The sequence below is a fragment of the Mycobacterium sp. genome, assembly GCF_052145595.1.
In the GTDB taxonomy this organism is placed as follows: domain Bacteria; phylum Actinomycetota; class Actinomycetes; order Mycobacteriales; family Mycobacteriaceae; genus Mycobacterium.
The window spans coordinates 1-18,991 of record NZ_JBKQOI010000158.1 but is presented as its reverse complement, the minus strand read 5'-3'; the positions used below and the strand labels follow the sequence as shown (position 1 = coordinate 18,991).

The window sequence follows — 18,991 nt, the reverse complement described above, 5'->3', positions numbered from 1 at the left end:
CATCACGAAGAACATCGGCCGCAGTGCCCACGGGATCCACACGGTGCGTCGACCCTTGGCCAGCGCATGCACAGTTGCCGCGGCCACTTGCTCCGGGGTGCTGGGCAGCGGCGCGGGCGTCATGCCCAGGGTCATGCGCCCGATGACGAAGCCGGGACGCGCGATCAGCAACCGCACCCCGGTGCCGTGCAGCGCGTCGGCCAGCCCGCTGGCGAAGCCGTCGAGGCCCGCCTTGGCCGAGCCGTAAACGTAGTTGGCGCGGCGCACCCGCACCCCGGCCACCGAGGAGAACACCACCAGTGAGCCTTGCCCGGCCGTGCGCATCGCGGCGGCCAGGTGGGTGAGCACGCTGACCTGGGCGAGATAGTCGGTGTGCACGATGGCCACCGCGTGCGCGGCATCGGTCTCGGCGCGGGCCTGGTCGCCGAGGATCCCGAAGGCCAGCACCGCGGTGCCGATGGGGCCGTGTTGCGCGACGACCGAAGCGACCAGCGGGCCGTGCGAGGCCAGGTCGTCGGCGTCGAACTCTGCGGTGTGCACCGCCGCGGCGCCGGCTTCACGGACGGCGGCGACCTGCTCGCCGAGCTGATCGGCCTTGCGTGCGGCCAGCACTACCGTTGCTCCGGGAGCCAGGCGCCGCGCCAGTTCGATGCCGATTTCGCTGCGGCCACCCAGGATTAGTACCGGACCTGCGCCCGTGTCGTCCACGGCTGCGATTATGACCTGCGCTAGCGTGAGCAGTGATGGCGAATACCACTACCCGGCTCACGGACGACGCGCTGGCATTTCTGTCCGAACGGCATCTGGCCATGCTGACCACGCTGCGGGCCGACAATTCACCGCATGTGGTGGCGGTCGGTTTCACCTTCGATCCCAAGACTCACATCGCGCGGGTGATCACCACCGGCGGCTCCCAGAAGGCCGTCAATGCCGACCGCGCCGGGATGGCCGTGCTCAGTCAGGTCGACGGCGCGCGGTGGCTGTCGCTGGAGGGCCGGTCCAAGGTGAACAGCGATGCCGACGCCGTGCGTGACGCCGAGCTGCGCTATGCCCAGCGCTACCGCACCCCACGGGCCAACCCGCGACGGGTGGTCATCGAGGTCCATGTGGAGCGGGTGCTCGGTTCGTCGGATCTGCTGGACCGGGGCGAGTAGCTTTCGACGAGCGATTGAAGGGCGCTTAGACCGGAGTCCCGCGGTTACTGCCCGGTCTTTGCAAGAGCAAGTCGTCGTGCTCCCGCCTACGACAAGCTTCTATGAACTCAATTGCGGCTCCGCTGTCACGTAGGAACTCGTCATATTGCTCTTGTGTGAGTTCGTAATATTCTTCGTAGTCGACAACGCCATTGCTTACTGGTATCGATGCGTAGTACCGGCCCGACGTTGATTCGACGCCGATCGAATATCTGTTTTCTCTTGAAAAATATTTGTCATCGAATTTCATTACATCTCTTTTCTATTTGAAGACGTCCGTAACAGTATAGTCATCCGGCGGTATATCCCCGCCGTCTACGACTGCCTCCGATGCGCCGTTCGGCAGTTGGCCCCCAGGAATCCATTGGTCATTGGCGCCTGCCTCGTTACCGGACGGCATCCGCAGGTGAAATGCCTCAGGATCAGCTATATCGATCCTTACGATGTTATTCGAGTCGAGAAAGCCCTCGGGCAGGCCCAGCTCATTCTCTATTGCACGGGGATCGCCAACAGTTGCCTCTATCATCGCATCGGCCTCATTTTTAGGTATTACGAATGATGTGCCGTCCCGTTGGGCAATCCCATACTTCTCGAGATTGCTTTCTGGCATAAATCGAGTTCCGCCGTCGGTGAACTTTTCGAGGTGGCTTTCGATATATTCTCGGGACAGGTATTCGGAAGGATCAGGGCGAATACCCTTCGGCGTGGCGATGATTTCGTCGCGCTTTTCGGCGCTCAGTCCCCCCGATGATGCATCATCCTCGTGGAGGCCACCGTCGTCGCTAGGCCCGTGAGGCGTGCCGTCGCTAGGTGGTCCGTGTGGGCGATCATCGCGGGGACCTCCGTCGCCAGGTCTGTGTGGACCGCCATCGCGCGGTGCCTGTCCGTATCGGCGACCGCCCAGCGGACCGCCGTCGCCGGGTCCGTGGGGTTCCCCGCCATGTGGTGGCCTTCCGTGTGGCCGACCGCCCGGAGGGCCGCCGTCACCAGGCCCGTGCCAGCCGCCGCTGCCCGGTGCCGGCAGTTCGGGGGGGCGCACGCTCGGAGGCGTGAAATGTGGCGCCGACGCCTGGGGTGCCGCAGACGTAAACGCAGGCGCGGGATGCGATGAGTGCGTAGCCGCAGGTGCTGGCTCAACGGGAGTTCCGCTGGGCGATACCGGCACCCGAGCCGGCGAATCTTCAGCCAATTGCGGAATAGGTGAGGGCAGGCGCTCACGCGTTGCAGCGAGCACCGACACAGGCTCCCGCGGGGTGGCCGCCGGCACCGACGCCGGCGCCGGATCGTGCGGACCACCCGCTGGCGCAGGCCCGGGTTCATGCGGACCCACCGGCGCTCCAGGCCGCTCCCCGGGCGTTGAGCCCGTCGGGCCGGTTGGCGACTCGGTTTCGGGCATGACCGGCACCGTGGACTCCGGCGTGCGCGGTGCGGGCTCGACCGGCGCCTCGAATGGCTTCGGCGGTGGCAGGCCCACCGGGCGGCCACCTGGCGGAGGATCGACCTTGGGAAGATTTCCGGTAAGGCCTTCGAGGTCTTTGGTCAGGCCACTGCTAGTGCGGGTGATATCACCCAGTGCGCCGCGAGCACCCGCGAGATCTGCAAGCCCACCAGCCGCTCTCCCGCCGGCACGCTCTGCGGTGCCAGCAGCCTTTGCGGCTTCGGCGCCACACCCGGCTGCCCCAGCACCTTCCGCCGCCCCACCGGCCTCTCCAGCTCCGGGAAGGAAGAGCATCCCGACATCGAAGACGTTCTCACCGAACCCCAATCCCGGCCGATCCCTACGCCAATCCTCAAGGTGCAGCAACGATTTGAACATCTGTATGTTCGCTTCCCCGGCCTCCTGGGGGTTGAGCAAGGCATTGACCAAGCCTCCCTTCGCCATGCCCATCCAGGTGGCCGCCGCACCCTTGGGATCAACGAGGAACCACCGGGGGTCGAGATCGACCATGCCTTGCACCATGCCGATCGCGCCCTTGACGAAACCCTCATTGGCATTGGCGAAGAAGTCGAAAGTGGTCGCCACTTGGTTTCCGACCGCGTCACCCAAGAAATGGGTGAACTGGCGGCGCATGTACTTCTCCAGCCCGACGACCAGTCCGTCGCCGACCTGCATCACCAGCTTGATTCCCTGTTCGAAAGCCCGGGCCTCGCGCCCCAGGTTATGCAGCACGTCATTGATGTCGTGGGCGACCTTCTTGATCTCATCGAGCGCATCGCCGTCGAAGATCAACACCACGTCGTGCGCCAGGTCTGCCAGTGACCCCAGCCGGTGCAGCAAATCCCGGATCGCGTTCTGGGCGTGTTCCACCTCGTTGGCGAAATCGTCGAGTGTGGTGGCGAGTTTCCCGCACTGCTCACCGACACTCGCGGTGGAGGTCCCAATCTGCGACAAGACCTGATCTATTTGCCCACCTTCGGGGATCTGCTGCGCACTTACTAGTGACTCGGAAGCGTTGAGTGCACCCTGCATCCCGCTCACCGCCGCACTGAAGCTCCGCCAACGAGCCGCGGCCGCGTGCAGCCCCGCCACGTCGCCGTCGGGCCATACGCTGTCGACGAATGACTCGACCACTGCCCAGAGCAGAGGTGGGGGCTGCCCGGGACCGAGCGTTCCCGGTGGTCCAGGGGCCGCGATCTTGACCGGCTCGGCGGGCGCCTGCAAGACGCCGGCACCTCCCCCTAGAGTTGACGCCACTTCGGCCTTCGAGTAATTCGATGCGCCGGTTTGTATTAGGGCGCCGCTGCACCGGCAGGCGTTGATCGCGGCCGTCGCGGCCTTCAACAGCGACTCGGCCGCATCCTGATATGCCAGGCCGAACACCGTACCGGCCACATCGTGGCCTGTATTGGCTCCAAAACCAGCCGTCAAGACGGTCAGATTTGCGGCCACACCGTCGCCAGCGGCAACCACGGCGCTGCCCGCAGCGGACAACGCCTCCGGATCTACCGCCAGTGGCGCCACGCGCGGAATTCTCGCCCCGCGCGCCCGTCATCGCTATTCACCTAAGGGTCCGCCGCCAAGCTAGCTACGACCGACCAGGACCACAACTCATTCATCAACGGGCGCATCGCGTGGCACCTCGTCGGGCGTCACGGAGTCCAGCGGTGAATTGACCGCAACCCGCGCCGTGGTTAGCCTCGCCATCAGCGCACGGGGGCACAATGTAGGTCGGACCTGCAGCATTCGGGAAGGGTTACCTGCCGGGACGGGGCTGCTTGTCCGCCGGGGTGGGTATCGAAACGTTGATAGCTGGAAAGGGTAACGATGTTGGTCGACGCTGGTTTGCTGCATTCGCAGGCTGACCAGTACCGCGGGGCGCGCCGGGCGCGGCCCCCTGCAGGGCCCGAATCCGCCACGCGGGGTGTTTTCGCCTCGTTGCACCCAGCAGTGTGCGGGAGGGCGTCATGAGTGGGGACGACGGCCAGCAGGTACGGATATTTCTGGACCGACTTGCACAGTTGACCGGGCAGCCCCCGCCGCCGGGGATCACGCCCGATCAGCTGGCAATGGGGAGGTCGTACATCAGCCAGTTGCTGAAAATGCTTGGTTTGGCTGCCAATAGCGGCGATCCCGCCGACGCCGCGGACGCCGCCGCCGGGTACGCCGAGCGCGGTGCGAAAACCGGCGACGCGCTCAACAAGTTCCCCGCCAATGAGGAACAGGCATCGGGGAAGCTGGCCGGGGTCGGCGGCCAAGACGAGATGGAAAAGATGCTTCAGCAGATACCGCAGATGGCATCCGGCATCGCCAGCGGGATCGGCGGCGCCATCAGTGGTGTGCTGCAACCGCTGGGCCAGATCCCGCAGCAGGTTGCTCAGATCGGACAGCAGGCGATGCAGGCGGGTATGGGTGCGCTGCAGCACGGCGCGGGAGGAGCTGCGACGGCAGCCGAGGCCATTCCCGGTGAGTTGCTCGGGGCCACCAGCGGTGCCGGCGACCTCGGTGGCGGTGGCGGTGGTGCGGGCGGCGGCGGTCTGGGTGCCACCACACCGACCGCGATGCTCGGGCCGCTTCCCGCTCCGTCGGCCGGTACTGAGCCAGCGTCTTCGCACGCCACCTCACCGGCGCCACCCCCTGCAACGGCCCCGACGGGCGCGCCGCGGGGCCCGATGGGTGCGATGCCGATGATGCCGCCGGGAGCGATGCACGGCGCCGCGAGCACAGGCGGTGACACAAAGCCCGACACCAAACGCATCGTCGCCCCGGCGGTGAAGAACGGTGCACCCGTCCAGGGCCGTATCACCACACCGCCGCCCGCACCCGAGGTCGTCAAACGCGTTGAGGGCAAACCGATTACGAGTCGACGTATTCTCCTGCCCGACCCCAAGCGCGATGAGGACGACGCGGACGCGAGCCGCTAGCGGTCGCCGCGCTTGAGTATCAGACCATTTGCGCAGCAACCGGTTTCGGCTTCTTCGCCCTGGTTGCCGCTATCATCTCGACAACACGAGCGGATGCTCTGGGCCGCGTCGAGGGTGACTACCGGTAGTACTGCAGAACGATACGATCAGAAACGTGTCGGATCTTCCCCCGCCTCCAACTGCTCCGCCTGTCCCGCCTCCGTGGCCAGCCACAATGCCACCTAAGCCGAGGCGGCAGTGGCCAATGTTTGCGTTCCTGACGGTCGCCCTTCTAGTGACACTCGGCGTCGCGATCGTCGGCTGGTTTCGACCTGTACCGGCCAAATCACCGCCGCCCCCGACCTACACCGCCCAACAGGTTGCCGACGCCAAGGCGAAGGTGTGTGCTGCGCACGACAAGGTGCACAATGCGATCAAGGCGAGTTCGGCTCGCGACAGAGGCACCGATCCGACCGCCCAGCTGGTATTCGCGATTAATGGACAACAAGCAATTCTTGCCGGCAGCGAATATCTCCGGACCATGCTTTCTGAACAGCCGGCGACGCCAAATGAGCTCGCAAAGACAGTCCAGAGACTTACTGACATTTTTCAGGAACTTGTGGTGGATTATCAGAACAACCTATCCGATCCTGAAATGGAACCGACGCTACGTGCTGGGGACGACGCTACTTTGGAGATCGAAAGGCTCTGCAAATGACGCCTTTTCCTCCCGGCGATTGGTCACTTTTGATTGTCGGTGACCAATGGCCCGATGACACGGATCTGATGGCGCTTTCGCACGGCAAGACCAACCGTGGAAAGGTCAAGACGGGGTTTTCCAATTTTGCAGATATGCTGCGCAATGCCCAAACCGGCCCGCTAGCCGAACAGCAGGGCTATACGGCTGACGATCTGCGCAGTGCTTTCCGACAGGGTGAGGATCAAGCCCGGCGGGTTGCCGAAAAGAATGGGGTCAAGGAGAACGCATATGGCACCGCCTACGACAGCATGGTAAGTCTCCAGCAGGATTTAACCGGTTTGGCTGACGAGGGCAACAAAGAGATCAAAGACATTCAAGACTCAAAACAGCCCCTTGAAACCAAAGTGCCTCAGATTGTCGCCGCAATTCACCGGTATCGAGCGCTGTCCAATATGGCCGCCGCGAAATATAGCGGCAACGTATTCGATGCGATGCAGCGCATCCTGGACGAGGAGGCTCCCGGGCAATCCTCGCGCCAATTCGCACAAGCCCACGGTCTCGACGTTGGCCAAATGTTCCGACAACCCGACGACCAAAAGAGCCTGGAGGAGCATGTAAGCGGCGTCCTTGGCAAACCTGGGTCACAGATGGGCGCAGCGTCCTTCAAGACACCAGCCGAGCCACCACCTCCATCCGCAGGAGAACACGTTGTCAGCGGTGTCTCCGGCTCTCCCGCGGGCGGCACGCCAGGCTTTGCACCTCCACCTGGCACCCCACCTCCATCCGCAGGAGGGCAGGTTGCCCCCAGCGTTGCCGGCTCTGGCATGAGCGTTACCTCGGCTTTCAACAAGACACCTCCCCCGGGGCTAGCAGCTACGGGACCGATGCCAGCCCCATCTCCCGCAGTGCCCACCACCCCGACATCGGGGACATCGCTGCCTGGGGCGCCGAACTCGGGAGTACCTAGCGCTTTGTCGTCTACGTCCGGCGCTTCTCTCCCGCCCCTGACCAGCGCACCACTAGCCCCCACGGGCCCGGCCCAAGGCGTGACCCCGGGCGAATTGATGCACAGCTTCGACAAAGGCTTGCAGACCGGCGCGCCGTTGCCGACAGCCGCTGGTGCGACGCCTCCTCCGGCCCCGATGGCGCCAATACAGCCGGACGTGCCGCCGACGGCCCCTTCCGCCGACCTGGGCGGCCAAGTCCACGCGCCCGTGGTTGATTCGCCACCGCCCGTCGCGCATGCGCCCGCCGTCGACGCGACCGCGGCACCGCAGGTAGTGGCAGGTCCGGCTGCCCCAGCCGCACCGGTCGCAGCGACACCGACGGGTCCACTCCCCGCGTACGCCTCCGACCTGCGGCCAACCATCTCAGCGGCCACGACGCCAGCCGCCACGCCAGGCCCCCCGCCGTCGGCGATGCCGGGCTCGGCGCCAGTACATCCGTCGGCCGGACAAGGCAGTGCAGGTCAGCCGACGGTCGTGCGTCGGGCGACTCCCCCACCCCCCACATCGTCGCCGTCAAGCCTCGAAACACAAGCCGTCGCCGCCACCGCCACCGGGGCGGCTGCCGGGGCGGCATCAGCCAATGCCACCGCCCGTGCACGCCTGGAGCGACTGGTGTCCGCGGTGGCCCGCCAACAACCCCGCCTGGCCTGGGCGGCCGGCGACCGCCCCGATGGCACCACCGTGCTGACAACCGACCTGGCCAGCGGCTGGATCCCACCCGGCATCGAGCTCCCGGCCGCGGTCACGCTGCTATCTCCGGAAAGACGGCGCGGCGACCTGGAAATCCTGCTCGGCGAAGTCAGTGTCGCCGCCGGCTACACCCCGATCCACCACATCCCCGCGGAGGATGACGAGCCGGTCCCCACGTCACCGCGGCCCCGGCACGTCCCCGAGATCGAGGAACTCGGCTGGGAACTCAACCAAGCGACCCAGTGGCGCGACGGGCTGCCGCAGCTGGCCCACACGCTGGCCAAAGCAGCGTCCGCTGGCACCGGGGTCCTGGATAAAGAAGTCGAGCTCCTGCACGAGCATCTGGCCGCGATCAGCGCCCGCGTCCTCGACAGTTACCCCGACCATGTGGATGCGCACGATGTCGGCAATTGGCAACTGCTGGCCGCGATCGACGCGCTTGTGGGCGGCGACAAGTCAGCCGCCAACTACCACCTCGCTTGGTTCCAAGCCTGCAACAGCGGGTCTTGACGAGCCCGAGTCACTCCTCCGCGGTCAACGTAATCCGGTGCCGCCCAGGCAACACCGCCACTGTCGGCCCGCTCGGCTGACCGTCAACCTCCACCTCAACCCCGTCGGGTAACCCACTAAGCGTGATCTGCGCGGCGGTGTCGGCGGCCACCGTGATCGTCGACGACGGTAACGCGGCCAGCCCGGCACGCGCAACATCGACCGTGAGACCCGCGACCCCGCTAAGCCGCAGCGTCAGATACGGCAGCGCGCCGACGGGCGGCCCCACTCGCCAGTCCAGCTCGCTGTACAACCCAGGGCTCGGGTCGAAGTTGAGGACAACGCCGCGGTGATGCCGAACGGTGTGGGTCGGGTCCGGCCGGGCGTACGACCGCGCGTCGACTTGGGCGACGGCCCCGCGCCGCGCCGTCACCGACGGATCCGCGGTCAGCTCCGACAGCCACCACACCTGGTGCGGCCCGATCCCCAAGTCGTCCCGCACCAGCTGGGGATACCAAGCGAACGTGATGTGGCCCGGATCCGCTTGGCGCAGAGCGGTTCCCATGTGAGCGATCGGGTCCTCGAACTTGTCCTGAAACACCCAGGCGATGTGATCCTCGAGCGGATACACGGTGAACCGGTGCCGGTAGCCCAGCCGGTCGAGTTCGAGCACCTGCTCGGCGGCCGAGGCGAACGGCACCAGTTCGTCGACCAGCCCGTGCGCGATGACGCACGGCAGCCACCGGGCATTCACCAGCAGCTTCCAGGTGTCACCCTCACGGGCACACGCCGAGTCCAGGTCAAGGTCTGCCGGAATGTCCACGTCGGGAAGCAGCCGCACCCCGCACGCCGGCGGGCCCGCCAGCACAACCGCCTGCGAGAACACCTGCGGGTAGCTCAATCCCAGCTTGTAGGCCCCATACCCACCCATCGAATAACCCGAGACCACAGTGCGATTCGGGTCGGTGCCCAGCTGTTCGGCCACCCGCGCCCACACCTCCCAAACGTCGAGTTCGCCGGTGTCGAAGTACCAGGTCGACGGGCCTCGGGCCAGCGGCGTGACCACCACCGAGTCGCGGCCCTCGCAGACTTCGTGCAACAGGCGCGGGTCGATCGCGGCAAATTGGTTCTGCCCCAGTGCAAGCGAATGCAGCAGCAGGGTCAGCGGCAACGTCTGACCGGGCGCGTACGTCGACGGCAGGCACACCGAATAGGGCTGCACCCGACCCAGGAACTGCGGCTTGGTGCTCAAAATATCGTCGACCGCGACGCCCTGCCCCAAATCGACTGAGGACACGTACCAGCGGGTCGACGGGCCGGTGATGACGGGTTCGGGAGTGGTTTCGCGCTCCGCGAGCTGGTCCCAAGGCACGGTCAGCGCGAACTCGGAGACGTCGCCGCTGGTCAGGGCCGCGGCCTGGGCCGAATCGGACCAGAAGTTCAGATGCGGGGTCTCCTGCTCGTTGGTGCGAAACGCGACGTTGTACACGTTGGGTTGCCCGGGCACCGCACCACGCTCGGCGGGCACGTCGGCGAACCCATCCCCCGCGGAGTTGGCCAAACCGGCGGCCAGCCGCACCGTCCAGCTTCCGGCGGGCTCGACCAACGACCGCGGAATCTGCGCCAGAAACGACCGCGACTCCATGTCGACGCTGTGCTCGACCGCCGTCGTGACCTGAGTGGTCAGGTCGATCAGGGCGGCGCCGCTACCCGAGACCAGCAGGCCCATGTCAATGCCGGCCGAACGCACGCCGGCACCGGCCGGCCACTCCCCCGAACCAACCCGGGCGGGACCGGTGTCGAAGGCGAACAGCGCGATGGGCACCGAGGCGTCCACCAGCGTGTTCCAGTCGACGCGCCACCACGTGTGCGTCTCGGTGAGCCCGATGGCGACGCGGAAAATGTCGGCACCGTTGCGGGCCGCGGGCCCGTCGGGGTAGACGTAGGTGCCGCGTGGCGGCGCCTGGATCTTCAGATCCCCGACCGGGATGCCGGTCGCGCCGTGGTCGTCGTAGAGGAAGTCGGTCCAGAACAGGGCCCCGCCGGCCAGCCGGCCCGCGCCGCAGGTACGTGGAAACTCCTCGCCGAACGGCCATTTCGACGGCACGGGCAGCTTGGGCTCGGGCCGCCGCGCCGCCGGCGGCACGCCCTCGGGCATCCCATCGACCACGATGAGCTTGGCCGGCGGCGCCGGTGCTGGTGAGCTTGGGTGCAGCACCGCGTCGGCGATATGACTTGCAATGCGGATGGGAAGCAGCGTGAGATCCAGGATTGACACCACGCCCAACCTACGCGGCGAGGGTGTCGTGATCGTTAAGACACGGGCACCACGACAAGTTCGTGCGGCTGATTGTTGACGGCCAGGGCGCCGTCCTCGGTGACGACGACGATGTCTTCGACCCGGGCGCCCCACCGGCCCGGGAAGTAGATGCCCGGCTCGATGGAAAAGGCCATGCCCACGGTCAGCGGCAGGTCGTTTCCGGCGACGATGTACGGCTCTTCGTGAACCGACAGTCCGATGCCGTGTCCGGTGCGGTGCACGAAAAACTCCGCGAGCCCGGCCTCGGCCAGCACGTCGCGGGCGGCGGCGTCGACCTGCTCGGCCGTCACACCCGGACGGACGGCTGCGAAAGCCGCGTGCTGAGCTTCCTGTAACACCGAATACTGTTGTGCCACATCGGTTCTCGGCTCACCGATGCTGTAGGTGCGAGTCGAGTCGGAGTGATATCCGGGCTCGCAGGCCCCGCCGATGTCGACGACGACGATGTCACCAACCTGCAGTTCTCGATCCGAATAACCATGATGCGGGTCGGCACCGTGCGGGCCGGAACCGACGATGACGAACGCCACCTCCGAATGCCCTTCGGCCACAATAGCTTCAGCGATGTCGGCGGCGACGTCGGCCTCGGTGCGGCCCGGGCGCAGAAACTCTGGCACTCGGGCATGCACCCGATCGATGGCCGCACCGGCCTTGCGCAGCGCGTCGATCTCACATTCCTCCTTGACCATCCGCAATCCGCGCAGCACATCGGTGGCCAGTATCGGCACCACCCCGAGCACATCGGCCAGCGGCAACAGGTGCATCGCCGGCATGGAGTCGGTGACGGCCGTCGCGACCGGGCCGTTGCCCAAAGCGGCGCTCACCAACTGGTACGGGTTGTCGCCGTCGACCCAATCCCGCACCGCCAGGCCCAGTTCCGCGACGGCTGACCCTTTCAGCGAGGCCAGTTCCAGCCGCGGCAGCACAACCGTCGGGTCACCGGCGGCCGGCAACACCAGCGCGGTGAGCCGCTCGAAGGTCTGGGCGCGCGAGCCGATCAGATAGCGCAGGTCGTAGCCGGGCGTGATCACCAGGCCGGTGAGGCCCGCCTGGGCGGCCGCCTCGGCCGCCGCGGCCAGGCGGCGGGCATATACCGTTGCGTCGAATCGGTGGGAATCCATGGCAGCAAGGCTAACCGCGCCGCTGGTCGGCCGAACGTCGACTCGTTGTGCCGATTTGGCAAAGTGGTCGACGACAAGTCGACGTTCGGCGACGTGAGACCATAGCCGGCATGCCCGCACCCCTGTTGCTGCTCGACGGCGCCAGCATGTGGTTTCGCTCGTATTTCGGGGTGCCGTCGTCGATCACCTCCCCCGACGGCCGGCCGATCAACGCCGTACGCGGATTCATCGACTCGATGGCCGTGGTGATCACCCGACAGCGACCCAGCCGGCTGGTGGTGTGCCTCGACCTGGACTGGCGGCCACAATTCCGCGTCGATCTCATCCCGTCGTACAAAGCGCACCGGGTGGCTCAAGAAATTGGCGGGCCGGAGCCCGCTGGCCAGCCCGACATCGAGGAAGTCCCCGACGAGCTGACCCCGCAGGTCGACATGATCATGGAGTTGCTGGACGCCTTCGGCATCCCGACCGCGGGCGCACCGGGGTTCGAGGCCGACGATGTGCTGGGCACGCTGGCGGCGGCCGAACGCAACGACCCGGTCGTCGTCGTCAGCGGGGACCGCGACCTGCTGCAGGTGGTCACCGACGATCCCATCCCCGTCCGGGTGCTCTACCTGGGCCGCGGGCTGACCAAGGCCACGTTGTTCGGGCCCGCGGAGGTGGCCGAACATTATGGCGTGCCGGTGGATCGGGCCGGGCCGGCGTACGCCGAACTCGCGCTGTTGCGCGGCGACCCGTCCGACGGCCTGCCGGGTGTGCCGGGCGTCGGCGAGAAGACGGCGGCGACCCTGCTGGCCCAGCATGGTTCGCTCGATCGGATCCTGACTGCCGCCCGCGACCCGCAATCCAAGATGGCCAAGGGTTTGCGGGCAAAACTGCTGGGTGCGACTGACTACATCGAGGCCGCCGGCACGGTGGTGCGAGTGGCCACCGACGCGCCGGTCATGCTGTCGACGCCGACCGATGCCCTGCCGCTGGTGGCCGCGGATCCGAAGCGCACCGCCAAGCTGGCGAGCGAGCTGGGCGTCGGGTCGTCGATTGCCCGCTTGCAGAAAGCGCTCGACGCACTGCCCGCCTAACGGGCAATCGGGCTATTGCGGCCGACCGACCTCGTAGGTGCCCTTGCTGTCCTGGAAGGTCACCGTCACGCGCTTCTGGGCGCCGTCGATGCTGACGTCGCAGTCGAAGCTGGCGCCCTTCTTGACGATGGGGTCGCGGCCCTGGTTGCACTTGACGTCTTTGACGTTCTTGGCGCCGTAGCCATTCGTCTCGTCGGTGAGGACTTGCTGCACACCGGCCTGGGCCTTGCTCACGTCCAGCTTGGTGGTGACGAAAAACCCGGGCTGCCAGAAACCGAGCACCAGCACGGCCGCGATGAGCAGAAAGGCGATCACGCCCACCACGCCGCCAATCAGCGCAACCGAGCGCTTCTTCGCTGGTTGTTCATAGGGCGCGTACTGCTGCGGGTATTGGCCGTACTGACCGGGCTCGCCCGGTTGACCGTATTGGCCGGGCTGACCGTATTGGCCGGGCTGACCGTACTGCCCCGGCTGACCGTATTGACCGTACTGGCCCGGCTGACCGTACTGGCCATACTGGGCGGGCTGTCCGTATCCGGGCTGCTGGGGGTACTGCTGCGGGTAAGCCTGCTCAGCCGGCTGCTGGTACTGCGGGTACTCGGCGGGCGGCGTATAAGCCGGTGCCTGCCACGTCCCCTCCTGGCTCGGCTGCTGCTGCCAGGGCGATGGCGCCACCTGGGTCGGCTCCGAGGACCGATCGCCACCCTCACCGGGCGGTTGCCACTGGTGTCCCGGGTCCGATCCCTGCGGTCCGCTCATCGTTTCTCCTGAGTTCCCTTGTGTCTTGCCCGAACTGATCCGAATCGCGTTACGGATTCAACCGTAGCTCCGGCCCAGCCTACCCGGCGTCAACTGCAACGACGCCGCGCCGAACGTCATTGATGGCCCGTTTGGCGGCGCCCCGCAGCTCTGCGTCAGGTGCGGCGTTGCGAACCTGGTCCAACAGGTCGAGCACCTGCCGGCACCACCGCACGAAATCGCCCGCCAACAATGGCGAACCGGCGCCGCCGGCGTCGGCGGCGGCCAGCGCCGCGGCCAACTCCCCGGTCCGGGTCCAGCGGTAGATCACGTCGACAAAGCCGTCGTCGGGCTCGCGACTCGGGCCGATCCGGTGCGCCTGCTCATCGGCGCGCAGCGCAACCGACAGCCTCGACGTTTGCTGCAGCGCCTGCCGCAAGCGCTGGGTGGGCGCCTCGGCGGCAAACGCGGCGCTGGGGCCGTCGCCGCCCCGCGACTCGTACAGCACGGCCGAGACCACCGCGGCCAACTCGGGCGGCTTCAAGCCTTCCCACGCCCCGGTACGCAGGCATTCGGCGACCAACAGGTCGCTTTCGCTGTAGATGCGGGCCAACAACCGGCCGTCGTCGGTGACGTGGGGATCACTGGCCGGGCCTTCGATGAAGCCGCGCTCGGTGAGCAGCCCGACGATGCGGTCGAACGTCCTGGCCAGCGAGTTGGTGGCGGCGCCCACCTTTTGCTCCAGTTGCGCGTTGTCGCGTTCGATGCGCAGGTAGCGCTCGGCCTGGCGGATCCGGGACTCGAGTCCGGGGCTGTTGTGTTCCGGGTGCCGGCGCAACTGCGCCCGCAACGACGCCAGTTCCGGGTCGTGGAACTCGCCATCCTGATCGCCGCCGCGGCGGCGGGCCGGAACGGTGAACCCGGCGGCGGCCGATCGCAGCGCCGAGGCGAGGTCGCGACGGACTCGTGGCTGGCGGTGTTCGACCCGCTTGGGCAATGACATCGAGCCCACCGGCGCCGACGCGCCCGAATAGTCCGCCGACGAAATCCGGCCCGCCCAGCGATGCTCGGTGAGCACCAGCGGGCGCGGGTCGGAGCTGTCGCGCGCCGATTCCAGCACCACCGCCAGCCCGCCGCGCCGGCCGTGGGTGATGTTGATGATGTCGCCTCGGCGCAGCGCGGCCAGCGCATCACTGGCCGCCTGCCGTCGTTGCAGCCGCGACGCGCGCGACTGCGCGCGCTCCATCTCGGAGATCCGCGCCCGCATGCGGGCGTAGTCGAGGATCGGCGCCTCCGGTCCACCCAGTTCGGCGGCGATCTCGTCGAGCATCCGTTTGCCGCGCTCGATGCCGCGGACCAGGCCGACCACGGAGCGATCGGCCTGATACTGGGCGAACGACTGCTCCAGCAGCTGATGGGCCTGCTCGGGGCCCATCCGGTGCACCAGGTTGATCGTCATGTTGTACGACGGGGCGAACGAGCTGCGCAGCGGGAAGGTGCGGGTGGAGGCCAGACCGGCGACCGCGGACGGCTCCGTGGTCTCTTCGCTGGGATTCCAGAGCACCACGGCGTGGCCCTCGACATCGATGCCGCGCCTGCCGGCGCGGCCGGTCAGCTGCGTGTACTCCCCCGGCGTCAGGGGCACGTGCTCCTCACCGTTGAACTTCACCAGCCGCTCGAGCACCACTGTGCGGGCGGGCATGTTGATGCCGAGCGCCAGGGTTTCGGTGGCGAACACCGCCCTGACCAGGCCCGCGGTGAACAGCTCCTCGACGGTGTGCCGGAAGGCCGGCAACATCCCGGCATGGTGGGCCGCCAAACCGCGAAGCAACCCCTCCCGCCACTCGTAGTAGCCCAGTACCGCCAGGTCGGAGTCGGCGAGATCGCCACAACGATGGTCGATCACCTCGGCGATCTGTGCGCGCTCCTCCTCTGTGGTCAGCCGCAGCGGCGACCGCAAGCACTGGCTGACGGCGGCGTCGCAGCCGGCCCGGGAGAACACGAACGTGATCGCCGGCAACAGGCCTTCGGAGTCCAGGGTCGCGATCACCTCCGGTCGCGCGGGCGGCCGGTAGAAGCGCGGCGGACGGCCCGGCCGTCCTGCGCCTCCTCTTCCCGCCTGCCGGCGGGGGGCACGCCAGTCCGACATCCGATCCGCCTCGCGGCGATGTGCGATGTGGCGCAGCAGTTCCGGGTCGACGCGCGGCTGGCGCGTGATAGAGGCGGGGTCGGCGGCCTCGTCGGCGTCATAGTCGAACAGGTCGAAGAGGCGCTTGCCCACCAGGACGTGTTGCCACAGCGGCACCGGCCGGTGCTCGTCGACCACCACCGTCGTGTCGCCGCGCACGGCTTGGATCCAGCCACCGAACTCCTCGGCGTTGCTCACTGTCGCCGACAGGCTGACCACCCGCACCTCGTCGGGCAGTTGCAAGATCACCTCCTCCCACACCGGACCCCGCATCCGGTCGGCGAGGAAATGCACCTCGTCCATCACGACGTAGGAAAGTCCTTGTAGCGCAGGCGAATCGGCGTACAGCATGTTGCGCAGCACCTCGGTGGTCATTACCACCACGGGCGCATCGGCGTTCACCGACATGTCACCGGTCAGCAGGCCGATCAGGTCGCGGCCGTACCGAACCGTCAGGTCGGTGTGCTTCTGGTTGCTCAGCGCCTTGAGCGGTGTGGTGTAAAAGCACTTGCCGCCGGCCGCCAGTGCCAGATGCACGGCGAATTCGCCGACCACCGTCTTGCCGGCGCCAGTCGGCGCGCAGACCAGCACACCATGGCCTCGTTCCAGCGCGGCACAGGCCCGCTGCTGAAAGTCGTCGAGCGCAAAGGGCAGTTCCGCGGTGAACCGGGTCAGCTCCGCGAGCTCGGTCACGCTGCCGCCGAATCGCGTGAGGGTGCGCCTTTGTACGTCGAAATCGGCGTGTCGCCGTACAGACACGCGCCCTCGCGAGGGGGTGGGAGTACTTCCGGTCTGAGCAACGGGCGTCTAGGTGACATCGTCATGCTGCCCGGCGCTGAACGACGGCTCCGGTATCGGTGCGGCCGGCTCGATGACCGAGGCCTCGTCGTCGGGAATCAGGGCTTGGGCTTCGCGCTTGGCTTTCCGCCTGTCGTGCAGTCGGGCGATCTGGATGGCGAGCTCGAGGAGCACCGATAGCGCTATCCCGAGTGCGGTCATCGAAAACGGATCGGATCCGGGCGTGAATACCGCCGCGAACGCGAACATCGAGAAGATGAGACCGCGCCGCCACGACTTGAGCCGCTGGTAGGTCAGCACGCCGGCCATGTTCAGCATGACGATGAGCAGCGGGAATTCGAAGCTCACCCCGAAAACCACCAGCAGATTGATCAGGAAGCCGAAATACCGGTCCCCGGACAGCGCGGTCACCTGCACGTCGCTGCCGACGGTCAACAAGAAGCCCAGCGCCTTGGACAGCACGAAGTAGGCCAGCACGGCGCCGACGACGAACAGCACCGCGGCGGGGATCACGAAGGCGATCGCGAAGCGGCGCTCCTTCTGGTAGAGCCCGGGCGTGATGAACGCCCAGAGCTGGTAGAACCACACCGGACAGGCCAGCACGATCCCGGCCGCCATCCCGACCTTGAGCCGCAACATGAATTGGTCGAACGGCGCTGTGGCCAGCAGCCGGCAGTGTCCGTCAGCGCTGATCTGCGCCCGCGCCGACTGGGGCAGGGAACAGTAGGGCTGGCGCAGCCACTCGCCGAGGCTTTCCAGCCCGAAGATCGAATGCGAGTACCAGACGAACCCGAAAATCGTGGTGACCAGGATCGCGGCCAAGGCGATCAGCAGCCGGGTGCGCAACTCGGTCAGGTGGTCGACCAGCGACATCGTCGCGTCGGGGTTGGTGCGGCTGCGGCGCTGGCGGGGGTTGAGTCGCTTCAGCAAGCCGGCGGTGCGCGCTGAAACCTTGAAACCTTTCACGACGCTCGGTCAGGGGCGCTCGGGCACCGCGACAGTGGGGCTAAGCCGGGCGTGCTTCGGTGTGCCCCTGCTCGCTGGCCGCCGGAGGGTCGACTCGCTGCGACTGGACGGGCCGAGGGGTCACCGCGGGGGTCGCCGACGGTGTTTGCAAGGAAGGCGCTTCCGGCTTGCCTTCGTTCTGCATTTCCCGCATCTCGGACTTGAAGATGCGCATCGACTTGCCCAACGAACGCGCCGCGTCGGGGAGCTTCTTGGCACCGAACAGCAAGATCACCACGAGAGCGAGGATCGCCCAGTGCCACGGACTAAGACTGCCCACTTTGGTTACCTCCAGACGTCCACCCGATGCTACCGCAGCTGAGCCAACTGCCGGTGTGCCCGCGCCGTGGCGGGCCAGTACTGCGTCAGGCCTGGTAACACTCCAACGCGGCGGCCGCGGCATCACGTACACGCTGTGCGAGCGACTCCGGTTCGAGCACCTGCACGGCCGACCCGAAGCCCAGCACCAGGCGTGTCATCCAGTCGTCAGAGGCATATGTCATGACGGCCTCGCACGATCCGTCCGGCAGCTCGCGCACCTCCCGCATCGGGTAGTACTCGAACATCCACGACGCCGAGGGCGCCACCCGCAGCTTGGCCGACGGCAGTGACGGATCGCCGTCGAACAGTGACGTGTCCGGCGGCGCCTGCAACGCCGGTTCGGGCGGAGCGGCCGGCTCGCCCAGCTCGGTGGCGTCAACGATTCGGTCGAAGCGGAACAGCCGGACCCCTTCGGCTTCGCGTGACCATGCCTCCAAGTAGCTGTGGCCGCCGATCAGCAGTACCCGAATCGGATCGACGATGCGGCTGGTGAGGGTGTCGTGTGACGCGGCGTAGTAGTCGATGGCCAGCGCGTGTTTGTCCTGCACCGCCGCGCGGACCGCGGCCGCGGCCCGATTCTCGACGGGCGCGGGCTCGTCGACGGCTCCCACCGAAGCCGTGGCCTCTTGCCCGACGGCGCCGGCCGCGGCCTCGATCTTGGCGATCGCGCTGCGCGCCGCTTCCGGATCGACCACGCCCGGAATGTCGGCCAGCGCCCGCAGGGCCACCAGGAGGCCTGTGGCCTCCGGCGACGTGAGCTTGAGCGGCCGGTCGATGCCCGCCGAGAACGTCACCTCGATGGTGTCGCCGGAGAACTCGAAATCGATGAGATCACCCGGGTAGTAGCCGGGAAGGCCGCACATCCACAGCTGGTTGAGGTCCTCCTCCAGCTGCTTGGCGGACACCCCCAAGTCGGCGGCGGCCTTGGCCCGGGTCACCTTCGGGTTGGCCTGGAAATACGGCACCATGTTGAGCAGCCGGACCAGCCGGGCAGACACAGG

The 18,991-nt window shown here is 67.1% G+C and carries 15 protein-coding genes; 5 read left to right on the top strand and 10 right to left on the bottom strand.

Annotated elements, in window-relative coordinates:
* Window positions 1–708, bottom strand: a 708-nt coding sequence (locus ACLP4W_RS14275; RefSeq protein WP_442386913.1) for an SDR family NAD(P)-dependent oxidoreductase, incomplete at its 3' end; no start/stop codon positions are given.
* 35 nt (window positions 709–743) lie between these two features.
* Here ACLP4W_RS14275 and ACLP4W_RS14270 point away from each other — a divergent pair.
* On the top strand, window positions 744–1,154 hold the full coding sequence (locus ACLP4W_RS14270; RefSeq protein WP_442386911.1) for a F420-dependent biliverdin reductase: 411 nt from the start codon (window positions 744–746) through the stop codon (window positions 1,152–1,154).
* Window positions 1,155–1,179: 25 nt separating this feature from the next.
* Here ACLP4W_RS14270 and ACLP4W_RS14265 read toward each other — a convergent pair whose 3' ends face one another.
* Window positions 1,180–1,443 (bottom strand): hypothetical protein, encoded by a 264-nt coding sequence (locus tag ACLP4W_RS14265; RefSeq protein WP_442386910.1) that lies wholly within the window; start codon window positions 1,441–1,443, stop codon window positions 1,180–1,182.
* A 12-nt stretch (window positions 1,444–1,455) separates the two neighbouring features.
* Window positions 1,456–4,155, bottom strand: coding sequence for a WXG100-like domain-containing protein (locus ACLP4W_RS14260; RefSeq protein WP_442386908.1), 2,700 nt, complete (start codon window positions 4,153–4,155; stop codon window positions 1,456–1,458).
* Window positions 4,156–4,598: 443 nt separating this feature from the next.
* Here ACLP4W_RS14260 and ACLP4W_RS14255 point away from each other — a divergent pair, with 443 nt between their 5' ends.
* The 3 genes from ACLP4W_RS14255 (at window position 4,599) to ACLP4W_RS14245 (ending at window position 8,441) form a co-directional block, all read left to right on the top strand.
* Window positions 4,599–5,555, top strand: a complete 957-nt coding sequence (locus tag ACLP4W_RS14255) for a hypothetical protein (protein WP_442386905.1) — start codon at window positions 4,599–4,601, stop codon at window positions 5,553–5,555.
* A 244-nt stretch (window positions 5,556–5,799) separates the two neighbouring features.
* Window positions 5,800–6,252 carry a hypothetical protein gene (locus tag ACLP4W_RS14250; RefSeq protein ID WP_442386904.1) on the top strand — a complete coding sequence of 151 codons (453 nt, stop codon included), beginning with the start codon at window positions 5,800–5,802 and terminating at the stop codon, window positions 6,250–6,252.
* A 1,463-nt stretch (window positions 6,253–7,715) separates the two neighbouring features.
* Complete coding sequence (locus tag ACLP4W_RS14245) at window positions 7,716–8,441, top strand: DUF5631 domain-containing protein (RefSeq protein WP_442386902.1); 726 nt, start codon at window positions 7,716–7,718, stop codon at window positions 8,439–8,441.
* A gap of 10 nt (window positions 8,442–8,451) precedes the next feature.
* Here ACLP4W_RS14245 and ACLP4W_RS14240 read toward each other — a convergent pair whose 3' ends face one another.
* Both ACLP4W_RS14240 and ACLP4W_RS14235 read right to left on the bottom strand, forming a co-directional pair.
* The gene (locus ACLP4W_RS14240) at window positions 8,452–10,698 is read right to left on the bottom strand and encodes an alpha/beta hydrolase-fold protein (protein ID WP_442386900.1); all 2,247 of its coding nucleotides are present in this window, start codon (window positions 10,696–10,698) and stop codon (window positions 8,452–8,454) included.
* Window positions 10,699–10,733: 35 nt separating this feature from the next.
* Window positions 10,734–11,861, bottom strand: a complete 1,128-nt coding sequence (locus ACLP4W_RS14235; RefSeq protein ID WP_442386898.1) for a M24 family metallopeptidase — start codon at window positions 11,859–11,861, stop codon at window positions 10,734–10,736.
* 110 nt (window positions 11,862–11,971) lie between these two features.
* Between ACLP4W_RS14235 and ACLP4W_RS14230 the strand changes: the two genes are divergently transcribed.
* On the top strand, window positions 11,972–12,940 hold the full coding sequence (locus tag ACLP4W_RS14230) for a 5'-3' exonuclease (RefSeq protein WP_442386896.1): 969 nt from the start codon (window positions 11,972–11,974) through the stop codon (window positions 12,938–12,940).
* A 12-nt stretch (window positions 12,941–12,952) separates the two neighbouring features.
* On the opposite strand, the gene ACLP4W_RS14225 is transcribed toward ACLP4W_RS14230, so the two are convergent.
* From ACLP4W_RS14225 to ACLP4W_RS14205, 5 genes are all read right to left on the bottom strand, one after another.
* Window positions 12,953–13,699, bottom strand: coding sequence for a DUF4333 domain-containing protein (locus tag ACLP4W_RS14225; protein WP_442386894.1), 747 nt, complete (start codon window positions 13,697–13,699; stop codon window positions 12,953–12,955).
* Between the two features lie 79 nt (window positions 13,700–13,778).
* Entirely contained in the window at window positions 13,779–16,559 is a 2,781-nt protein-coding gene (locus tag ACLP4W_RS14220; RefSeq protein ID WP_442386892.1) for a DEAD/DEAH box helicase, read from the bottom strand.
* A gap of 114 nt (window positions 16,560–16,673) precedes the next feature.
* Window positions 16,674–17,630 carry a twin-arginine translocase subunit TatC gene (gene tatC, locus ACLP4W_RS14215; RefSeq protein WP_442386890.1) on the bottom strand — a complete coding sequence of 319 codons (957 nt, stop codon included), beginning with the start codon at window positions 17,628–17,630 and terminating at the stop codon, window positions 16,674–16,676.
* 40 nt (window positions 17,631–17,670) lie between these two features.
* Window positions 17,671–17,949 carry a Sec-independent protein translocase subunit TatA gene (gene tatA, locus ACLP4W_RS14210; protein ID WP_442386888.1) on the bottom strand — a complete coding sequence of 93 codons (279 nt, stop codon included), beginning with the start codon at window positions 17,947–17,949 and terminating at the stop codon, window positions 17,671–17,673.
* A gap of 85 nt (window positions 17,950–18,034) precedes the next feature.
* Complete coding sequence (locus ACLP4W_RS14205; protein ID WP_442386915.1) at window positions 18,035–18,988, bottom strand: helix-turn-helix transcriptional regulator; 954 nt, start codon at window positions 18,986–18,988, stop codon at window positions 18,035–18,037.
* Between the last annotated feature and the right edge of the window lie 3 nt (window positions 18,989–18,991).

Excerpts from the sequence above, each read along its gene's own strand:
- ACLP4W_RS14270 (WP_442386911.1), top strand. The coding sequence starts at position 744 with ATGGCGAATACCACTACCCGGCTCACGGACGACGCGCTGGCATTTCTG.
- ACLP4W_RS14265 (WP_442386910.1), bottom strand. The coding sequence starts at position 1,443 with ATGAAATTCGATGACAAATATTTTTCAAGAGAAAACAGATATTCGATC.
- ACLP4W_RS14255 (WP_442386905.1), top strand. The coding sequence starts at position 4,599 with ATGAGTGGGGACGACGGCCAGCAGGTACGGATATTTCTGGACCGACTT.
- ACLP4W_RS14250 (WP_442386904.1), top strand. The coding sequence starts at position 5,800 with ATGTTTGCGTTCCTGACGGTCGCCCTTCTAGTGACACTCGGCGTCGCG.
- ACLP4W_RS14235 (WP_442386898.1), bottom strand. The coding sequence starts at position 11,861 with ATGGATTCCCACCGATTCGACGCAACGGTATATGCCCGCCGCCTGGCC.
- ACLP4W_RS14230 (WP_442386896.1), top strand. The coding sequence starts at position 11,972 with ATGCCCGCACCCCTGTTGCTGCTCGACGGCGCCAGCATGTGGTTTCGC.
- ACLP4W_RS14225 (WP_442386894.1), bottom strand. The coding sequence starts at position 13,699 with ATGAGCGGACCGCAGGGATCGGACCCGGGACACCAGTGGCAACCGCCC.